17 protein-coding genes are annotated in these 15,754 nt (G+C 33.6%); 12 read left to right on the top strand and 5 right to left on the bottom strand.

Annotation, left to right across the window (positions count from 1 at the left end; genetic code table 11):
- The first annotated feature begins 19 nt into the window (after positions 1-19).
- The 5 genes from BZARG_RS02060 to BZARG_RS02040 all read left to right on the top strand — a co-directional run bounded on the left by BZARG_RS02060 (position 20) and on the right by BZARG_RS02040 (position 3,267).
- The gene (locus BZARG_RS02060) at positions 20-991 is read left to right on the top strand and encodes a M23 family metallopeptidase (protein WP_008634871.1); all 972 of its coding nucleotides are present in this window, start codon (positions 20-22) and stop codon (positions 989-991) included.
- Positions 991-1,320, top strand: coding sequence for a MerR family transcriptional regulator (locus tag BZARG_RS02055; protein ID WP_008634818.1), 330 nt, complete (start codon positions 991-993; stop codon positions 1,318-1,320). Before BZARG_RS02060 ends, BZARG_RS02055 begins: the two co-directional genes overlap by 1 nt.
- A gap of 65 nt (positions 1,321-1,385) precedes the next feature.
- Positions 1,386-1,982, top strand: a complete 597-nt coding sequence (locus BZARG_RS02050) for a LemA family protein (RefSeq protein ID WP_008634851.1) — start codon at positions 1,386-1,388, stop codon at positions 1,980-1,982.
- 5 nt (positions 1,983-1,987) lie between these two features.
- Positions 1,988-2,425: a TPM domain-containing protein gene (locus BZARG_RS02045; RefSeq protein ID WP_008634846.1), complete on the top strand. Its 438-nt coding sequence runs from the start codon at positions 1,988-1,990 to the stop codon at positions 2,423-2,425.
- Between the two features lie 8 nt (positions 2,426-2,433).
- Complete coding sequence (locus tag BZARG_RS02040) at positions 2,434-3,267, top strand: TPM domain-containing protein (protein ID WP_008634930.1); 834 nt, start codon at positions 2,434-2,436, stop codon at positions 3,265-3,267.
- Between the two features lie 101 nt (positions 3,268-3,368).
- Here the strand turns inward: BZARG_RS02040 and BZARG_RS02035 are convergent, their stop codons facing one another.
- The gene (locus tag BZARG_RS02035) at positions 3,369-6,176 is read right to left on the bottom strand and encodes an outer membrane beta-barrel protein (RefSeq protein WP_040287912.1); all 2,808 of its coding nucleotides are present in this window, start codon (positions 6,174-6,176) and stop codon (positions 3,369-3,371) included.
- A 184-nt stretch (positions 6,177-6,360) separates the two neighbouring features.
- Positions 6,361-7,665 (bottom strand): ribosome biogenesis GTPase Der, encoded by a 1,305-nt coding sequence (gene der / locus BZARG_RS02030; RefSeq protein ID WP_008635007.1) that lies wholly within the window; start codon positions 7,663-7,665, stop codon positions 6,361-6,363.
- A 132-nt stretch (positions 7,666-7,797) separates the two neighbouring features.
- Here der and BZARG_RS02025 point away from each other — a divergent pair, with 132 nt between their 5' ends.
- Positions 7,798-8,295, top strand: coding sequence for a hypothetical protein (locus tag BZARG_RS02025; protein WP_008634982.1), 498 nt, complete (start codon positions 7,798-7,800; stop codon positions 8,293-8,295).
- A gap of 2 nt (positions 8,296-8,297) precedes the next feature.
- On the opposite strand, the gene era is transcribed toward BZARG_RS02025, so the two are convergent.
- Entirely contained in the window at positions 8,298-9,179 is an 882-nt protein-coding gene (gene era / locus BZARG_RS02020) for a GTPase Era (protein WP_008634858.1), read from the bottom strand.
- A 26-nt stretch (positions 9,180-9,205) separates the two neighbouring features.
- On the bottom strand, positions 9,206-9,664 hold the full coding sequence (locus BZARG_RS02015; RefSeq protein WP_008634985.1) for an RNA methyltransferase: 459 nt from the start codon (positions 9,662-9,664) through the stop codon (positions 9,206-9,208).
- A gap of 142 nt (positions 9,665-9,806) precedes the next feature.
- On the opposite strand from BZARG_RS02015, the gene BZARG_RS02010 reads away from it, so the two are divergent.
- The 4 genes from BZARG_RS02010 to BZARG_RS01995 all read left to right on the top strand — a co-directional run bounded on the left by BZARG_RS02010 (position 9,807) and on the right by BZARG_RS01995 (position 12,550).
- Entirely contained in the window at positions 9,807-10,772 is a 966-nt protein-coding gene (locus BZARG_RS02010; RefSeq protein ID WP_008634904.1) for a tRNA dihydrouridine synthase, read from the top strand.
- A gap of 385 nt (positions 10,773-11,157) precedes the next feature.
- A complete protein-coding gene (locus BZARG_RS16110) occupies positions 11,158-11,289 on the top strand; it encodes a hypothetical protein (protein ID WP_008634829.1) in 132 nt (43 codons plus the stop codon).
- A 5-nt stretch (positions 11,290-11,294) separates the two neighbouring features.
- Positions 11,295-11,690: a hypothetical protein gene (locus tag BZARG_RS02000; protein WP_008634939.1), complete on the top strand. Its 396-nt coding sequence runs from the start codon at positions 11,295-11,297 to the stop codon at positions 11,688-11,690.
- A 167-nt stretch (positions 11,691-11,857) separates the two neighbouring features.
- A complete protein-coding gene (locus tag BZARG_RS01995) occupies positions 11,858-12,550 on the top strand; it encodes a hypothetical protein (RefSeq protein ID WP_008634894.1) in 693 nt (230 codons plus the stop codon).
- 97 nt (positions 12,551-12,647) lie between these two features.
- Here the strand turns inward: BZARG_RS01995 and BZARG_RS01990 are convergent, their stop codons facing one another.
- On the bottom strand, positions 12,648-13,571 hold the full coding sequence (locus tag BZARG_RS01990) for a mechanosensitive ion channel family protein (protein WP_008634917.1): 924 nt from the start codon (positions 13,569-13,571) through the stop codon (positions 12,648-12,650).
- Between the two features lie 263 nt (positions 13,572-13,834).
- Here BZARG_RS01990 and BZARG_RS01985 point away from each other — a divergent pair, with 263 nt between their 5' ends.
- Together BZARG_RS01985 and BZARG_RS01980 are read left to right on the top strand one after the other, a co-directional pair.
- A complete protein-coding gene (locus BZARG_RS01985; protein ID WP_008634983.1) occupies positions 13,835-14,554 on the top strand; it encodes a 3-ketoacyl-ACP reductase in 720 nt (239 codons plus the stop codon).
- A gap of 130 nt (positions 14,555-14,684) precedes the next feature.
- Positions 14,685-15,674, top strand: a complete 990-nt coding sequence (locus BZARG_RS01980; protein ID WP_040287925.1) for a homoserine kinase — start codon at positions 14,685-14,687, stop codon at positions 15,672-15,674.
- The last annotated feature ends 80 nt before the right edge of the window (positions 15,675-15,754 follow it).

Raw genomic sequence — 15,754 nt, 5'->3', positions numbered from 1 at the left:
AAAATAGTAAATTTAGCCAATGAGTAAGGTAAAATATTATTACGATTCTGAAACGCTTGCATATAGGAAGATTGAGCGTAGAAAAAGACGTACTTTTAAGTACATTGGACTCTTTATTTTAGCGGCTGGATTATTTGGTTTCTTAACTATGTTTATTACTAGTCAGTATATTGAATCTCCAAAAGAAAAAGCATTTAAGCGTGAGCTTTCCAATATGCAGTTGCAGTTTCAATTAATGAACAAAAAAATGGAAGAAGCGCAACTCGTCCTAGAGGATGTTGCCAATAGGGATAATCATATTTATCGTTTATATTTTGAAGCAAACCCTATACCGGACGAACAGCGCCGAGCCGGCTTTGGTGGTGTAAACCGCTATAAAAGCTTGGAAGGTTTTGATAATTCTAAACTAATTATAGAGAGCAATAAGCGTATTGATATGCTTCAGAAACAAATTGTTGTACAATCGAGATCTCTTGATGAAATTGTTAAGCTTGCCGAGGAGAAAGAGAAGTTATTAGCAGCTATTCCCGCTATTCAACCAGTAAACAACGAAGATTTAACACGAATGGCATCTGGTTATGGCTACCGAACGGACCCATTTACGAAAGCCAGAAAATTTCATTATGGCATGGACTTCACAGCGCCGCGAGGCACGCCAGTTTACGCATCTGGAGATGGTGTAGTAGTTCGTGCAGACAATCAGTCTTCTGGATACGGTAATCATATTCGTGTGGATCACGGTTTTGGATATGTTAGCTTATATGCACATCTTTACAAATACAATGTTAAAAAGAATCAGAAAGTTAAACGTGGGGATTTAATTGCCTTTGTAGGAAACACGGGCCGATCTCAAGGGCCGCATTTACATTATGAGATATTTAAAGATGATGAACGTATTAATCCGTTAAATTTCTATTATGGCAATCTTTCTGCTGAAGAATTTGATGAGCTCTTAAAACATGCAACCCTTGAAAACCAATCTTTAGACTAATGCATATCAACTTACCCGAAAAACGATATTATGGTATTGGCGAAGTCGCTAAGGCTTTTGGGGTAAACGCCTCATTAATACGTTTTTGGGAAAAAGAATTTGATGTACTACAGCCTAAAAAAAATGCCAAAGGCAATAGAAAGTTTACACCTGAAGACATTCAGAATCTAAAACTCATTTATCATTTGGTTAAAGAACGTGGTTTCACTTTAGAAGGCGCAAAAACGCATTTAAAAGAAGGAAAGCAAGAAACCTTAAATATGTTTCAAATAATATCAAAATTGAAGGAAGTGAAAGCGAAACTCGTCAAAATTAAAGAACAGTTGTAACATTTCGTTTAAAAATTCAACTAATAAAAAGTAACTTTACACTTATACACTAAAAACAATTTATTATGAAAAAATGGTTAATTCCAGTTATTGTAATTGCTGTAATTGCAATAGGACTTTATTCTTGGGCTGTAGGATTTAATAATACCGCAATAGAATATGAAGCAGATGCTAAAACAGAATGGGCAAATGTAGAAAGCTCATACCAACGCCGAAATGATTTAATCGGGAACTTGGTAAAAACCGTACAAGGTGCTGCCGATTTTGAACGTACAACTTTAACCGATGTTATTGAAGCACGATCTAAAGCTACAGCAACTAATATAGATGCTAATAATTTAACGCCAGAAAACATGGCGCAATTTCAAGAAGCTCAAAGTGGTTTAAGTAGTGCATTATCGCGTTTATTAGTAACTGTTGAACGCTACCCAGACATTAAAGCTAATCAGAATTTCCTAGAATTACAGTCGCAGTTAGAAGGCACTGAAAATCGTATTAATGTAGCTAGAGATCGTTTTAATGAAAAGGTGAATTTCTACGACAAGCACATTAGAAAATTCCCTGGAACATTGTTAGCTGGAATCTTCGGTTTTGAAGAAATGCCTAGATACAAAGCGGATGCAGGAAGCGAAAACGCACCAGATGTTAATTTTGATTTTTAAGAAATATGTCTAAAATAGAAGAGTTTTTAACAGCCGAAGAAGAGAAAGCAATCGTAGATGCCATTCGCGATGCTGAAAAAAACACGTCTGGCGAAATACGTGTTCATTTAGAAAAAACATCAGAAATTGATGTTTTTGATCGCGCAATGGATGTCTTCCACAATTTAAAAATGGACAATACCAAGCTACAAAATGGCGTATTGATCTATGTTGCTGTAGAAGATAAAACGTTTGTTATTTATGGTGATAAAGGTATTAACGATGTAGTTTCTGACGATTTTTGGGATACCACGCGAAATGCTATTCAACTGCAATTTAAACAAGGAAACTTTAAGCAAGGTTTGGTTGATGGTATTGAAAAAGCTGGCATGGCTTTGGCAAAATATTTTCCATGGAAAAAAGATGATATTGATGAATTACCAAACACAATTTCAAAAGGATAAAAACAATTATGCCCAAATTAATAAGTTCTCTTTTTAGGAATTTCACTTTTAAACAGTACAGCCTTGTTTGCGCTATGCTATTTTTAGGTTTACAGCCTGTTTTAGGACAATTTACCATTCCAGAAGTCCCGAAAGAGCAAACCAGTGTCTATGATTATGCTGAACTCTTATCTGCTGCGGAAAAAGCTAGTTTAGAGAATAAGCTGATTAAGTATTCTGACACAACCTCTACACAAATTGTAGTTGTTATTATTCCATCAACTAATGGTGAAAATATTAATTACCTAGGCGCACAATGGGGTGAAAAATGGGGAATTGGTCAAGCAAAAGAAGATAATGGCGTGCTTATTATTTTGGCACTTAATGACAAGAGGATCGCTATTAATACTGGTTATGGTGTTGAACACTTACTTACGGACGCCATGAGTAAGCGGATTATAGAATTGGACATTACACCCTTCTTTAAGCGCAAAGACTATCCTGGGGGTTTAGATCGTGGTGCGGATGCTATTTTTGAAGTTTTAACAGGTGAATATCAAGGTTCACGTCAAGATAATTCTGAAGAAGGTTTTCCGCTTGGTTCGTTATTTTTCCTAGTTATTATATTTATTTTTATACTAATTTCTACCACAAAAAAAGGTCGTGGCGGTGATGGCGGCTCGGGTAACAAGTCGGGTGGCTTTAGCTTTTTAGACGCTATTATTTTAAGCAGCATGGGGCGTGGCAACTCATCCGGTGGCTTCGGTGGATCTTCTGGCGGCGGTTTTGGCGGCGGCGGCGGATTTGGCGGTGGTTTCGGAGGCGGTGGCTTTGGAGGCGGTGGCGCTTCCGGAGGTTGGTAAATACTACCCTATACTAAGATTAGTATATAAAACTTAAAAAGCCATTTTAGCAGAAACTAAAATGGCTTTTATTTTTGTTACACCCCAAAAACGAGTACTAATTAATGAGAATAGAAAACATCATTTCCTTTTGTTTCACCTTTACTTCCTAAACTATTAAATTTCCAACTAAAGCTCAACATAAAATACTGTTCTAACACGGTACTTTGAGAATCCTGAATGTAGTTTTGCGTGGCTGTTCGTCTAGCATTTGTATTCTGATTTAGTAAATCATATACTTTTAACGTAACCGTTCCGGCATCTTTCAAAACAGAATATGCTAAAGTAGAGTTCCAAAACCACGCACTTTTTTGAAAGCCTGGGCCAATATTAGGATTGTAATTAAAATTGACATCATTTCGCCATTCAAATTTCTTCGGAAGGAATAAAGCCGTACTTAAACTTAAGTCAAGATATAAGAAATTACGATCTTCAAATTCCGGTAAATCATATTTGTTTTTAGTGAATGAAATAGAATAACGTGGTCTGAATTCCATAACATTTTTCCATATAAAACGCAGTTCGGCTTTTGGGGAAAGCGATTGCCTTTTGCTAGCGTATTGCACATCATTATTAAAGTTAATATTTCTGCGTTGACCTGTGGTCATTCCAATGCTAGCCTTAATGGTTCGTATACTATCTAATTTAAAATCCTTACTATAATTTAAACTCGCATATGCATTATAATTCCCGTCTACGTTAGCATACGTTGTAGTACTAACGAAATCATCATCTACCGTAGTTTTATTTACTACTTGATTCTCATTTAAATCACCACCAATATAAGCGTAAAAACCTGTTCGTTTTTGCCAGTCGAAAGCATTAAAACCTAAACTAATTCGATGATCATTAGAAGGCGATAAATCAGGATTACCAACAATGGTATTTAACGGATTGGATACATTTTGAAATGCCTGTAATTGCGATAATCTCGGAGGACTACTCCTCATACTGTAACTAGACCAAAAAGAAACTTTTGGACTAAATTTATAACGTAGATAACCTTTTAACTCTGGAGATTCAAAACGCTTCTTAATGGTCAGTTCCGAACGTAATAAATCCGTGTTACCCAATGTTCTAAAAACATAATTAAAACCAAAATTAGCAGACCAAATTTTGTTACTATAACTTATGCTAACACCCGGTGTCATACTTTCATCTAAATACTCGAAATCGGTACTTAAATCTTCGTTAAACATGGAGTAATCACCCTGACCATCTTTATCATAGGTACTTTTAGTATCCATACTTTTCTCACGATCATAATTATAATCGAAATCTAAAAATAGCGCTTCTGCAATTAATGGTAGTCTATAATTTATACTAGAGCGGAACGTATTAACATCCCCTTCACCGTTTGTTAATTGATCGCGTTCAGTTTGATCTAGTAACACATATTCGGGATTATTCGGATCATTTACATCTTTACCATAAACATTTGTTAATGACGTTAAGTAATCTTCAGATTCGCGTGTATTAATTTCATTAGTCACATTCACTCTTACAAACGCACCTTTATCTCCAAATTTTTTAGTTATATTAATATTATTACGAAAGTTTTTACCAATATCCTCTATATATGAATTTGCATTAGAGTTGTTAGTTAAAACATTTTGGTCGTTTAAAGATTCTTCATCCGAATCATAGGTATTGGTACTTTTAACATAGCGAAATGATGGATCGATATTAATTAAAAATGTCGAATCGATTTCAATATCAAAACCCATATTAGCAGAATGGCTATTGGTATCATTATAACTTTTTGAAGTCGAATTGGTAAAATATCTAGAGTCTGGTAAAATATTTTCACGCTGAGATGCTGTCTCATTTTCCGATGTACTTCCCGAGTAAAAATAATCGGCAGCGACATCTGTCTTTTCTCCAATTTTATCAGCAAAATTAAGGCCAGCATTTCGAGATTTGGTAATACCTTGTCCACCGCCAAAAGAGCGGCCATCAATACTAAAGGATCCATTGTTAGACATGGACATATTGCTACCGCCACCAAACATTTTACGGATCTCGCCAAAACTAAACCCTGGCGAATTAATATTATTAGTACCAGCCAACACACTTATGCGTCGGTCGTTATCGAAATAATTTAACATTCCAGCGCCTTCATAACGATCATTTGTTCCAACCCCACCAGCTACACGACCGAAAACACCTTTATTATTTTCCTCTTTAATAGTTAGGTTAATGGTTTTACTTTCGCCATCCACATCTTCGCCAGTAAAAGCTTCCGCTTTTGTTTTTGTATCAACAATTTGAACTTTTTCAATCAGTTCTTTAGTCAGGTTTTTTGTAGTAATAGTTGGGTCGTCGCCAAAAAATGGTTTTCCATTAACGAGAATTTTATTGACTTCTTTTCCGTTAATTTTTATTTTTCCATCTTCATCTACTTCTACCCCTGGCAATTCTTTTAGTAAATCTTCAACGCTCGCATCTTTTTTAGTTTTAAAAGAACTGACATTAAATTCTAATGTATCTTTTTTAATGGTAATTGGCGCAGATGATTTAATTAAAACCTCGTCCAAGGCATTACTCACTTCCATTTTAATGTTTTCCAATTTAATTATAGGGTTGCTTAAAGAAATTGTTTTTACATAAGTTTTGTAACCTATATAGGAAACGTACATCTTCACAGACTTATCAGAAATACGGTCTTCTAAAAGAAACCGCCCTTCTCTATCAGATATTGTATAATTAATTACCGTACTATCGGATAATCTTTCTAGGTGGACAGTTGCCGATTCCAATGGCAATTGATCATCAGCCGCTATAATTTTACCAGAAATTTCGATAGATTTCGATTGAGAAAAAGAAATAGAAATGCATAGAAATGCGACTATAAAAAAAAGATTCTTCATGATTTTGATTGATGGTTTTAATTGGTTTTAAGAAAACGAATATAACCTGATAATCGTATGAATTTTCTTAATTAAAGTATAAAACTTAATTTACAAACAGCTATATGTAAGAACTTAACCCAAAAAAATCCATTTACAATTGTAAATGGATTTTTATTTATAATAAAATATTAATCGTGATATTCTACTTTTTACGCATATAAACGCTTACCGGAACACCTCTAAAATCAAAATGTTCTCTTAATTTATTTTCCAAGAAACGTTTATAGGGATCTCTAACATACTGCGGCAAATTACAGAAAAAAGCAAACTGCGGTTGCGGTGTTGGCAACTGCATAATATATTTTATTTTTACAAACTTACCTTTATAAGCTGGTGGTGGATAATTTTCAATAAGCGGTAACAAAATCTCATTTAGCTTACTTGTTTTAATCTTTTTAGTTCGGTTTTTATAAACTTCAACCGCCGTTTCTATAGCTTTATAAATACGTTGCTTATTCAATACTGATATAAATACAATTGGCACATCAGTAAACGGTTCCATTTCTTTTCGAATAGCAGTTTCGAATTCTTTAGTTGTTTTGGTATCTTTTTCAACCAAATCCCATTTGTTCACTAAAATAACAATCCCTTTTCGGTTTCGTTGTGCTAACCAAAAGATATTCTGTACTTGTCCGTCAAAACCACGTGTGGCATCTAAAACTATTAAACATACATCCGAATATTCAATGGCGCGCACACTTCGCATTACAGAATAGAATTCTAAATCTTCTTTTACTTTCGCTTTTCTACGAATACCAGCCGTATCTACTAAATTAAATTCGAATCCAAAACGGTTGTATTTAGTATCAATGGAATCACGAGTAGTACCTGCAATGTCTGTTACTATATAACGATCTTGGCCAATTAATGCGTTTATAAAGGATGATTTTCCAGCATTAGGACGACCAACGACTGCAAAACGTGGTAGTTCGTGCTCTTCTTCCTCTACTGTTTCCGGCAAGGCTTTAACTAAAGCATCTAATAAATCACCTGTTCCACTACCATTAATACTGGCTATTGTAAAATATTCACCTAAGCCTAGAGAATAGAATTCAACGGCATTTTCATGACGTTTACCATTATCTACTTTATTTACAACTAAAAAAACCGGCTTGGACACTTTGCGCAATAATCTGGCAACATCCTCATCCATGCCTGTTACGCCTGTTTCTACGTCTACCATAAAAAGAATGGCATCTGCTTCTTCAATGGCTATTTCTACTTGTTTGTCAATTTCAGCTTCAAAAACATCGTCGCTTCCTTTTATGTAGCCTCCCGTGTCTATTAACGTAAATTCTTTACCATTCCAATCACTTTTTCCGTAGTGACGGTCTCTTGTCACACCACTCACAGCGTCCACAATGGCCTCTCTACGTTGGATTAAACGGTTAAATAAGGTTGATTTCCCAACATTTGGGCGCCCAACTATAGCTACTATATTACTCATCTTTTTACAAAATTTGGTGCAAATATAACGATAAGCTGATGATTTCGTTATATTTAGTGCATCTTTAAAACGGTTTTAGTGAAAATAAAATACTGAATCCATAATAATAAAACACATAATAGTCATAAAATAATGAGTTTACACACAGAGGATATAATTTTACGCCCCCGATTTAAGATAGAATTACCACAGCCGAACACGGATGTTATCCAATTATTTGCCGAAGCCAAAAGAACGCAAAAGGAATATGTTGTATCCATAATTGACGATCATATCTTTTTAAAACTACCCAAAAACAAACAACATTTCTGGTCGCCACAGTTGCATTTAGAAATTAATGAAGTTAACCATGAAACGGCAATGCTTCACGGGCTATTTGGCCCAAACCCTACAGTTTGGACTATGTTTATGTTCTTCCACTTTATTGTGGCAGGTTTATTTATTGGTTTTGGTGTTTGGGCTTACTCCAATTGGGCATTAAAAAGTGAATATGCCATCCAACTCGGTGTCATGTTCTTGCTCGTTATAGTTTGGTTTGGTTTATATTTTGCCGGCCGTATAGGTAGGGACTCCAGCAAAGAAGAAATGCATGAGCTTCATGATTTTATGAATAAAATTATAAAAGCATAAACTTACTGGTTATAACCAAAACGCTTTAATTGTCGCTGATCACTACGCCAGTTTTTATTTACTTTAACATACAGTTCCAAATGAACTTGCTTGCCAAAAAACTTTTCTAAATCTTTTCTAGCTTCCATTCCTACCCGTTTTAAAGCCGATCCTTTATGGCCAATAATAATACCTTTCTGGGTTTCGCGCTCTACCATTATTACCGCTCTCATTCGGATAATATCGTCTTCTTCAAAAAACTCTTCCGTATCAATTTCAACGGCGTAAGGAATTTCTTTTTTGTAGTGAATAAGGATTTTCTCGCGAATAGTCTCGTTTACAAAAAACCGTTCTGGCTTATCAGTTAACTGATCTTTTGGATAAAATGGTGGCGAATCTGGTAGTAATTCTACAATGCGCTCAAATACTTCTTTTACTTGAAAACCTTCCAGAGCTGAAATAGCAAATATTTCAGCATTAGGTACTTTTACAGCCCAAGACTGAACTTGTTCTTCAAGCTGTTCTTGATCTGACTTGTCAATTTTATTTAAAAGTAATAAAACAGGAATTTTAGAATTGGTAATTCTATTAAAAAATGCTTCATCTTTCAATTCCTTTTCACCAATTTCAACCATGTAAATAAGCACGTCAGCATCATCAAATGCAGATTTCACGAAATCCATCATAGACTCTTGCAACTCATAAGCGGGCTTGATAATTCCAGGTGTATCAGAAAGCACCATTTGGAAATCTTCACCATTTACAATACCTAAAATACGGTGTCGCGTTGTTTGCGCTTTAGATGTTATAATAGATAGTTTTTCACCTACAAAAGCATTCATAAGCGTGGATTTACCCACATTTGGGTTTCCAATTATATTTACAAATCCGGCTTTATGACTCATATTCGTTACATTTTATCAGCACAAAGTTACAACCTTGGTTTATTTATTCCCCTATCATACATAACAATACTTCCTGCCACAGATACGTTTAAGCTTAATTCCGATTTAAATTTTACTAAAAAATGACTTTTCTCTATAGCTTGTTTGGACAATCCATGATCTTCAGCTCCTAACAAATACACACAGCGACGTGGGTGGTAAAATGTCTCCAGATTTTCGGCTTCATCAGTTAATTCAACACCTACAATTCGGGCGCCTTTTGGAAGGTTTTTGAAGAAATCGTCAAAAGTTTCGTAATGAAAATAAGGCATTGATTTTACAGCATTATGAGTATCGCTAGCTTGTTTGGCATAACGATTTCCAATAGTAAATATAAAACTAGCTCCCAAATTTTGTGCGGAACGCCAAAGCACGCCTAAATTTTCTGGTGTTTTACCATTTTGAATTCCGATTCCAAAAAATTCATTTTCAAAATTATTTATCATGATCGCAATTTATAAAAAAGAAAAATAGACTTGCTCAATTTATATGAAATCTATGTTTTCGATTAAATTATGCGCGCAATAATCATATTACAAATAAAAACCATAGACGATTTATTCTATCTTTGCCCAACTAAATAACAAGATGGCTTTCACACTACTTTCATCACCTTTACAAGGTTTTACAGATTTCAGGTTTCGCAATGCTTTTCATCATTTCTTTGGTGGAATTGACACTTTCTACGCGCCGTACATTAGACTAAATGGAAAGTTGAAAATTAAGCAATCCTATCAAAATGATTTACTGCCAGAAAACAATTCTACTTTAGAAGTAATCCCGCAAGTAATTACTAACGATCCCGACGAGTTTCTGTATGTCGCTAAATACGTGCAAAGTTTAGGTTATAAAGAATTGAACTGGAATTTAGGCTGCCCATATCCTATGGTTACGAAATCGGGAATGGGATCTGGCTTAATTTGTAATCCGAGCAGAATTAACGAAGTGTTACAGAAAGCACATAACGAAACTGATATTTTGGTTTCTATGAAAATGCGAATGGGCTATGAAAACGCAGAAGAAATTTTAGATGCTTTTCCTATTTTAGATCAATATCCACTTAAAAATATTGCTATTCACGCCAGAATTGGAAAGCAACTCTACAAAGGCTCTGTAGATTTAGATGCTTTTGAAAAATGTATTAGTAGCACCAAACACAAATTATATTATAATGGGGACATTACAAGCGTTTCCGCTTTTAAAACCATTCAAGAACGGTTTCCACAAATAGATCATTTTATGATTGGACGTGGTTTAATTGCAGATCCATTTTTACCGAGCATGATAAAAAATAACACAACAGAATATCCTGAAGACCGCTGGGCTATTTTCTCTGAATTTCATAATACTATTTATCAGCAATACGATGAGTACTTGTCTGGACCAACGCCTATAAAAATGAAAATGTTGGGCTTTTGGGAATTCTTTTCGCAAACCACTTCCAATCCTCAGAAAACGTACAAAGCCATAAAAAAGGCGACAAATCCTAAAAAATACAAACAAGCAGTTGATAAAATTATAAGTACGGAGATGAAAATTAAAAGTGTTGTTTAAATATTTTTATTAGATTTATTAGTAGATTTATTAGTCGAATTATTACATATAAATCACCAATATTTCCAATCTTAACTAGTGGTTATTAGTTTATGGTAATTTTCAATCTCCAACCAGATTAAAAGGAGTTTAATGAAAAAGAGGATAAAAACGGAAAAATATATTTAAGAACTTCTATTTCTATTCTCATAATTTCAATGATTTTGAACGCGTTGTACAGACCCTATATTTATGAGAATGAAATTAATGATTTTGGGCTTGCTGATACGATTGGAAGTTTAGTTTCTGTAATTGGATTTTGTTTTTTTATCTGGGGATTAAAAGACTATTCGAATATTGAGAAAAACAAACAGATTATTTTAGTGACAATCATATATGCTTTTGTTTGGGAGTTTTTGGATATGTAGAAATCTATGGAACATTTGATGTTAAAGATATGATTGCTGGAGTTATAAGCGGAATTGCTACTTTTATATTAAAAGAATTGATTGATAAAACTAATGCCAATAAAATATAAGTAGAATGAAAAAACTAAAAACAAAATTAATTATAACCTTACTTACATTTGGCACATCAGTTTATGCACAATCCAAAGATTCATTAATTACAATAAATAACGTATTTAATAGTGTGAGTTTGAATTCAAATATTAATTCCACGAGTTATGATTTAGATTTAAATAATATAAATCTTCCAACAAAAAACTTACTCTTTTCCTCAATTAATAAAACAACTCAACTGAATGACAACTACTTGGTGATCAATGAAGCGTATATTTATCATAATTCTAATTTTTTGTTTGAAAATAAATTTAAAGGTTCCAGAATAGACTCCTATAATCCTTACGGCGCTTCGAACATTAATTCTGCATTATTTTTAGGCGTTGTAGGCGTATTTTTAAATAAAATTCAAAAATAAATTACGTTTCTGAAAACTTATTAGTTGATGAATAATCCCAAATTTTTATTACTTTAATAATCCGTTATTAGGAGTTGTTATCTAATTTCTTTTTATTTACTAAATTAGTCCCGAAATTTGCGCGCATAATTATGTGCAAAGAATAACATACCACTAAACCCACAATTATGTCAGAACAAAAAGTTTTTCAAGCAAGTGACGAAAGTAAAGGAAAAGCAAAGCAATTACGACTTTTCGCATTTCTAGCTTGGTTTTTAGCTATAGCTGGACAGATATTCGCCATTTTAAAGCTAATTCACGACGACACCATGATTTGGTTAATTGTGGTTATTGTAGTAATTCTGGCGTTATCTATTACGGGATCCATGCTTTGGAAAAAAGCAAACCGCCTAGATCCAGCTTCAGAAAAAGATAAGACCCGATTTTTTGTTCAAAACCAGTTAGGCGCCATTATGGGTGTTTTAGCTTTTTTGCCATTGGTGATTCTTATTTTTATGAATAAAGATGTTGATGGAAAAACAAAAGGTATTGCAGGTTCTATAGCTGTTGTTGCTATGTTGGTTGCTGGTATTTCTGGAGTGGATTTTAATCCGCCTTCAATAGAAAAGTACACCAAGGAAATCAATGAGCAAACCTCCGTAATAAAAGATTTAAACTTTGACAATGATAATGTGTATTGGACCACAACAGCGGGAAATAAATATCACATTTTCGAAGATTGTCAGCACATAAAAGGTAGAGATGGTGTAGCCAATGGAACCGTTAAAGAGTCTTGGGAAGCTAAAAGCATTTCAGAATTATGTAAAACCTGTGAAAAGCGTGCGAGAAAAGCCAAAAATGTTTCAGAATTAGAATTATAGTATAAACCGTTAATAGATTTTTTTGATTTGATTTTATTTCCTATGTTTTCCGCTGACTAAAAAAACACGGATTAAAGACCATAAATAACAACAGTTTTTAACGTAACGTGCCTTCAGGAAATTTAACTTTATCCGGTTCCGAATTCAATAAGGGCAAAGCGTATCTTAAAATTCTATTTCTACGATCTGTCGTATCTTTTGGCTCTACAGGGTAGGAAATAGCAGCTTCCATCCATGCAAACGTGTTTATTCGAAAATAAACCGTAGGCTCCCAATTTTTATGCTTTTTGGATACCAATTTGGGATACTGCTCTTTAAAATCTCTGCTTGCAGCTTCCAATAAACAAGTTTCAATAAATTGCAAATCGCTGGTATATGCCACTTGAAGAGCAGTTTCATTCCATATAAAAGGTGCTTCAAAACCAGAGTAATTAATGATCTCTTCTCTTAATATTAAACTATTTGGAAATCTAATGACTCTACCACTTGTTCGGTCGTTAACCAAATAATCACCGCTACATTCCAGAATGGATGTATCTAAATAGCTAATTTCAATTACATCGCCACGGAACCCTTTTATTTGAATCCTATCTCCTACTAAATACGAACGCCTGAAAATTAAATAAATCCATGCTATAAACGAAGATATTGGTGCTTGCAGTGCAAAACCTAATACCAAAGAAATTAACCCGAAACTAACTGCCGCCGCCACTAAATTTTGAAGCAAAAAAGCAGCTACTACAATGAGACTTAAAACAATGGCAAGAAATCTTACAATTCTTAATAAATTATAGCTATCACCTTCTAAATAGTCTTTTGCTGTAATAATTTTAGCAACGATTTTACTAATTAGAAAAATTATGCAAATTAGAAATAAACTTAAAATAAATTTTTTTATAAACGGAAGATACTGTTCCCAAGTTTCAAAAAACTCCAAGTCTAACAAATAATTAATAGCAATTAATAATACAGCCATAGTGCCGTAAATAGTAATCGAACGCTTATTATTTTGAATCTTCATAAAACTTCACTTCTACTTTTAACATGTGAAAATAACACTTCTATTAAACTAATAGAACATTTTAAACTGAAAGTTCATGCTTTCAATTAAAATTGGTTTCTTTTTTAGTAGAAAAATAACGGACACATACTTTATAATTGATTGCAACAGAATTTACTATTCAAATAGGATTCATTAAATTTGACACTCATAAAATGATAGTTTTTAAATATAATTACTACTAATAGTTTATAGAAACTATTATTTTTAAAGATATAAAATAAATGAAAAATTTAAAAAATAAAAAAGCCATAATTACAGGTGGAAGTCGCGGTTTAGGGAAAGCAACCGCTATTGCATTTGCCAAAGAAGGTATGGACATTGCTGTAACTGGCAGAAATGAAGCCGCTTTAAAAGAAACCGTAACCGAGCTAAAAACATATGGTATTAAAGCTATTTACAGTGTTTTTGATGTTGGTAATTATGAAGAAGTTAAAAGCGGAATTAAAACCATTATAGAAACTCTTGGTGGCGTCGACATTTTGGTTAACAATGCTGGAATAGCTGCTTTTGGTTCTTTTAATGATATGGAAGTTGACCAATGGAGCAAAATAATTCAGACCAATGTTATGGGCATGTATTATGTAACCAAGGAAGTTTTACCGCATTTAATAAATCAGGATTCAGGAGATATTATTAATGTATCATCCACAGCGGGATTATCTGGAAATGCCAATACTTCTGCTTATTCTACATCTAAATTTGCTGTTATTGGAATGTCTGAAGCTTTGATGAAAGAAGTTCGGAAAAACAACATTCGCGTTTGCACACTAACACCAAGCACCATTGCTTCGGATATGTCTGTTGAACTTGGTATTGCCGATAAAGATTCGGAAGACAGCGTTTTACAACCAGAAGATTTTGCCGAATTAATTGTTGCTGGTTTAAATCTACCAAGAAGAGCCATGCTTAAAAGTGCTGCTTTATGGTCTACGAATCCGTAACAGCTATTTTTCTTTAAATTTTTAAAGAAACCTATTAATAGAAATAAGGTGCGTGTTTTTTGATCAAGAAAATTCTCTGATAAAAACACGCATTTTTTTATATTTAAAAACCATTCAGAAATTAGAGCAAATGAAATCCTTCCCAGTAACAGCATCCACATTGTCCGAAAAAGAGTTAGGTGAGTTTATAATTGAAACATACGGCTTACAAGAGGATTATGAATGTAAACTATTCCGAACAGGCATAAATCACACCTATTTTATTTCAAACACTGCATCAAAATATGCGGTTCGTGTATATTGTCATAATTGGCGAACGCGTGCTGAAATTGAAGCAGAACTGAAGCTTTTAAACCTTCTTAAAGATCATAATATTTCGGTTTCCTATCCTATTTCAGATAAAAACGGAAATTATATTCAAAAAATTAGTGCGCCTGAAGGCTCGCGGTATTTGACCCTATTTTCATTTGCAGAAGGTAGGAAAGTTCGATTTATGAATCATGAGACATGCTTTACTATCGGTAAACTAATGGCTAAAATGCATAATATTACAACTCATGAAAAAATTGATAGAGTTCAATATACGAACGAGGTTCTTTTAGAAAAATCTTACAACTATTTAAAACCGTTTTTTAGTGAAGATTTAGAATCCATGAAATTATTTAAAAGGATGCGTGAAACTATTTCGGGGAAATTTGACAAATACTCATTGACCGAAAGTCAGAAAGGGATTGTTCATTTAGATATTTGGTATGATAATTTTAGTGTTTTGAATGATACGAAAATTACTGTTTTCGACTTTGATAACTGTGGAAACGGTCCTTTTATTTTAGACATTGGCTATTTCTGCAAACAGTTATTCTTTATTGAATCGGATAAAAATGAGTATGAATTAAAAAAGTCTAGCTTTTTAAACGGCTACCAATCTGAAAGAAAACTATCAGAAAACGAACACGCGTTATTACCAGAAGCAGGCGCTTCTATTTTCTTGTTTTATCTTGGTATGCAAGCCCAACGATTTGATTGGTCCAATATATTTTTATCAGAAAACTATTTAGATATGTTTGTAGGCCGCATAAAATCTTGGTTGGATTATTATGAAGCGAAAATAAAGATGTGAAAAACCGCTAATAAGCTATTATAATTGAATTGATAGCTAAAGAAGGATTCAGATTGAAGCAAAAAAATCAGTTAAGAAAA

Source organism: Bizionia argentinensis JUB59 (assembly GCF_000224335.1).
GTDB lineage: Bacteria > Bacteroidota > Bacteroidia > Flavobacteriales > Flavobacteriaceae > Algorimicrobium > Algorimicrobium argentinense.
This window is presented reverse-complemented; position numbering and strand designations above follow the sequence as displayed.

Bases quoted from the DNA above. Each gene is read 5' to 3' on its own strand.
- BZARG_RS02050 (WP_008634851.1), top strand. From the start codon at position 1,386: ATGAAAAAATGGTTAATTCCAGTTATTGTAATTGCTGTAATTGCAATA.
- BZARG_RS01995 (WP_008634894.1), top strand. From the start codon at position 11,858: ATGTCAGAACAAAAAGTTTTTCAAGCAAGTGACGAAAGTAAAGGAAAA.
- BZARG_RS02025 (WP_008634982.1), top strand. From the start codon at position 7,798: ATGAGTTTACACACAGAGGATATAATTTTACGCCCCCGATTTAAGATA.
- BZARG_RS02055 (WP_008634818.1), top strand. From the start codon at position 991: ATGCATATCAACTTACCCGAAAAACGATATTATGGTATTGGCGAAGTC.
- BZARG_RS02015 (WP_008634985.1), bottom strand. From the start codon at position 9,664: ATGATAAATAATTTTGAAAATGAATTTTTTGGAATCGGAATTCAAAAT.
- der (WP_008635007.1), bottom strand. From the start codon at position 7,665: ATGAGTAATATAGTAGCTATAGTTGGGCGCCCAAATGTTGGGAAATCA.
- era (WP_008634858.1), bottom strand. From the start codon at position 9,179: ATGAGTCATAAAGCCGGATTTGTAAATATAATTGGAAACCCAAATGTG.
- BZARG_RS01980 (WP_040287925.1), top strand. From the start codon at position 14,685: ATGAAATCCTTCCCAGTAACAGCATCCACATTGTCCGAAAAAGAGTTA.
- BZARG_RS02040 (WP_008634930.1), top strand. From the start codon at position 2,434: ATGCCCAAATTAATAAGTTCTCTTTTTAGGAATTTCACTTTTAAACAG.
- BZARG_RS02035 (WP_040287912.1), bottom strand. From the start codon at position 6,176: ATGAAGAATCTTTTTTTTATAGTCGCATTTCTATGCATTTCTATTTCT.
- BZARG_RS02060 (WP_008634871.1), top strand. From the start codon at position 20: ATGAGTAAGGTAAAATATTATTACGATTCTGAAACGCTTGCATATAGG.
- BZARG_RS01990 (WP_008634917.1), bottom strand. From the start codon at position 13,571: ATGAAGATTCAAAATAATAAGCGTTCGATTACTATTTACGGCACTATG.
- BZARG_RS02010 (WP_008634904.1), top strand. From the start codon at position 9,807: ATGGCTTTCACACTACTTTCATCACCTTTACAAGGTTTTACAGATTTC.
- BZARG_RS02000 (WP_008634939.1), top strand. From the start codon at position 11,295: ATGAAAAAACTAAAAACAAAATTAATTATAACCTTACTTACATTTGGC.
- BZARG_RS01985 (WP_008634983.1), top strand. From the start codon at position 13,835: ATGAAAAATTTAAAAAATAAAAAAGCCATAATTACAGGTGGAAGTCGC.
- BZARG_RS02045 (WP_008634846.1), top strand. From the start codon at position 1,988: ATGTCTAAAATAGAAGAGTTTTTAACAGCCGAAGAAGAGAAAGCAATC.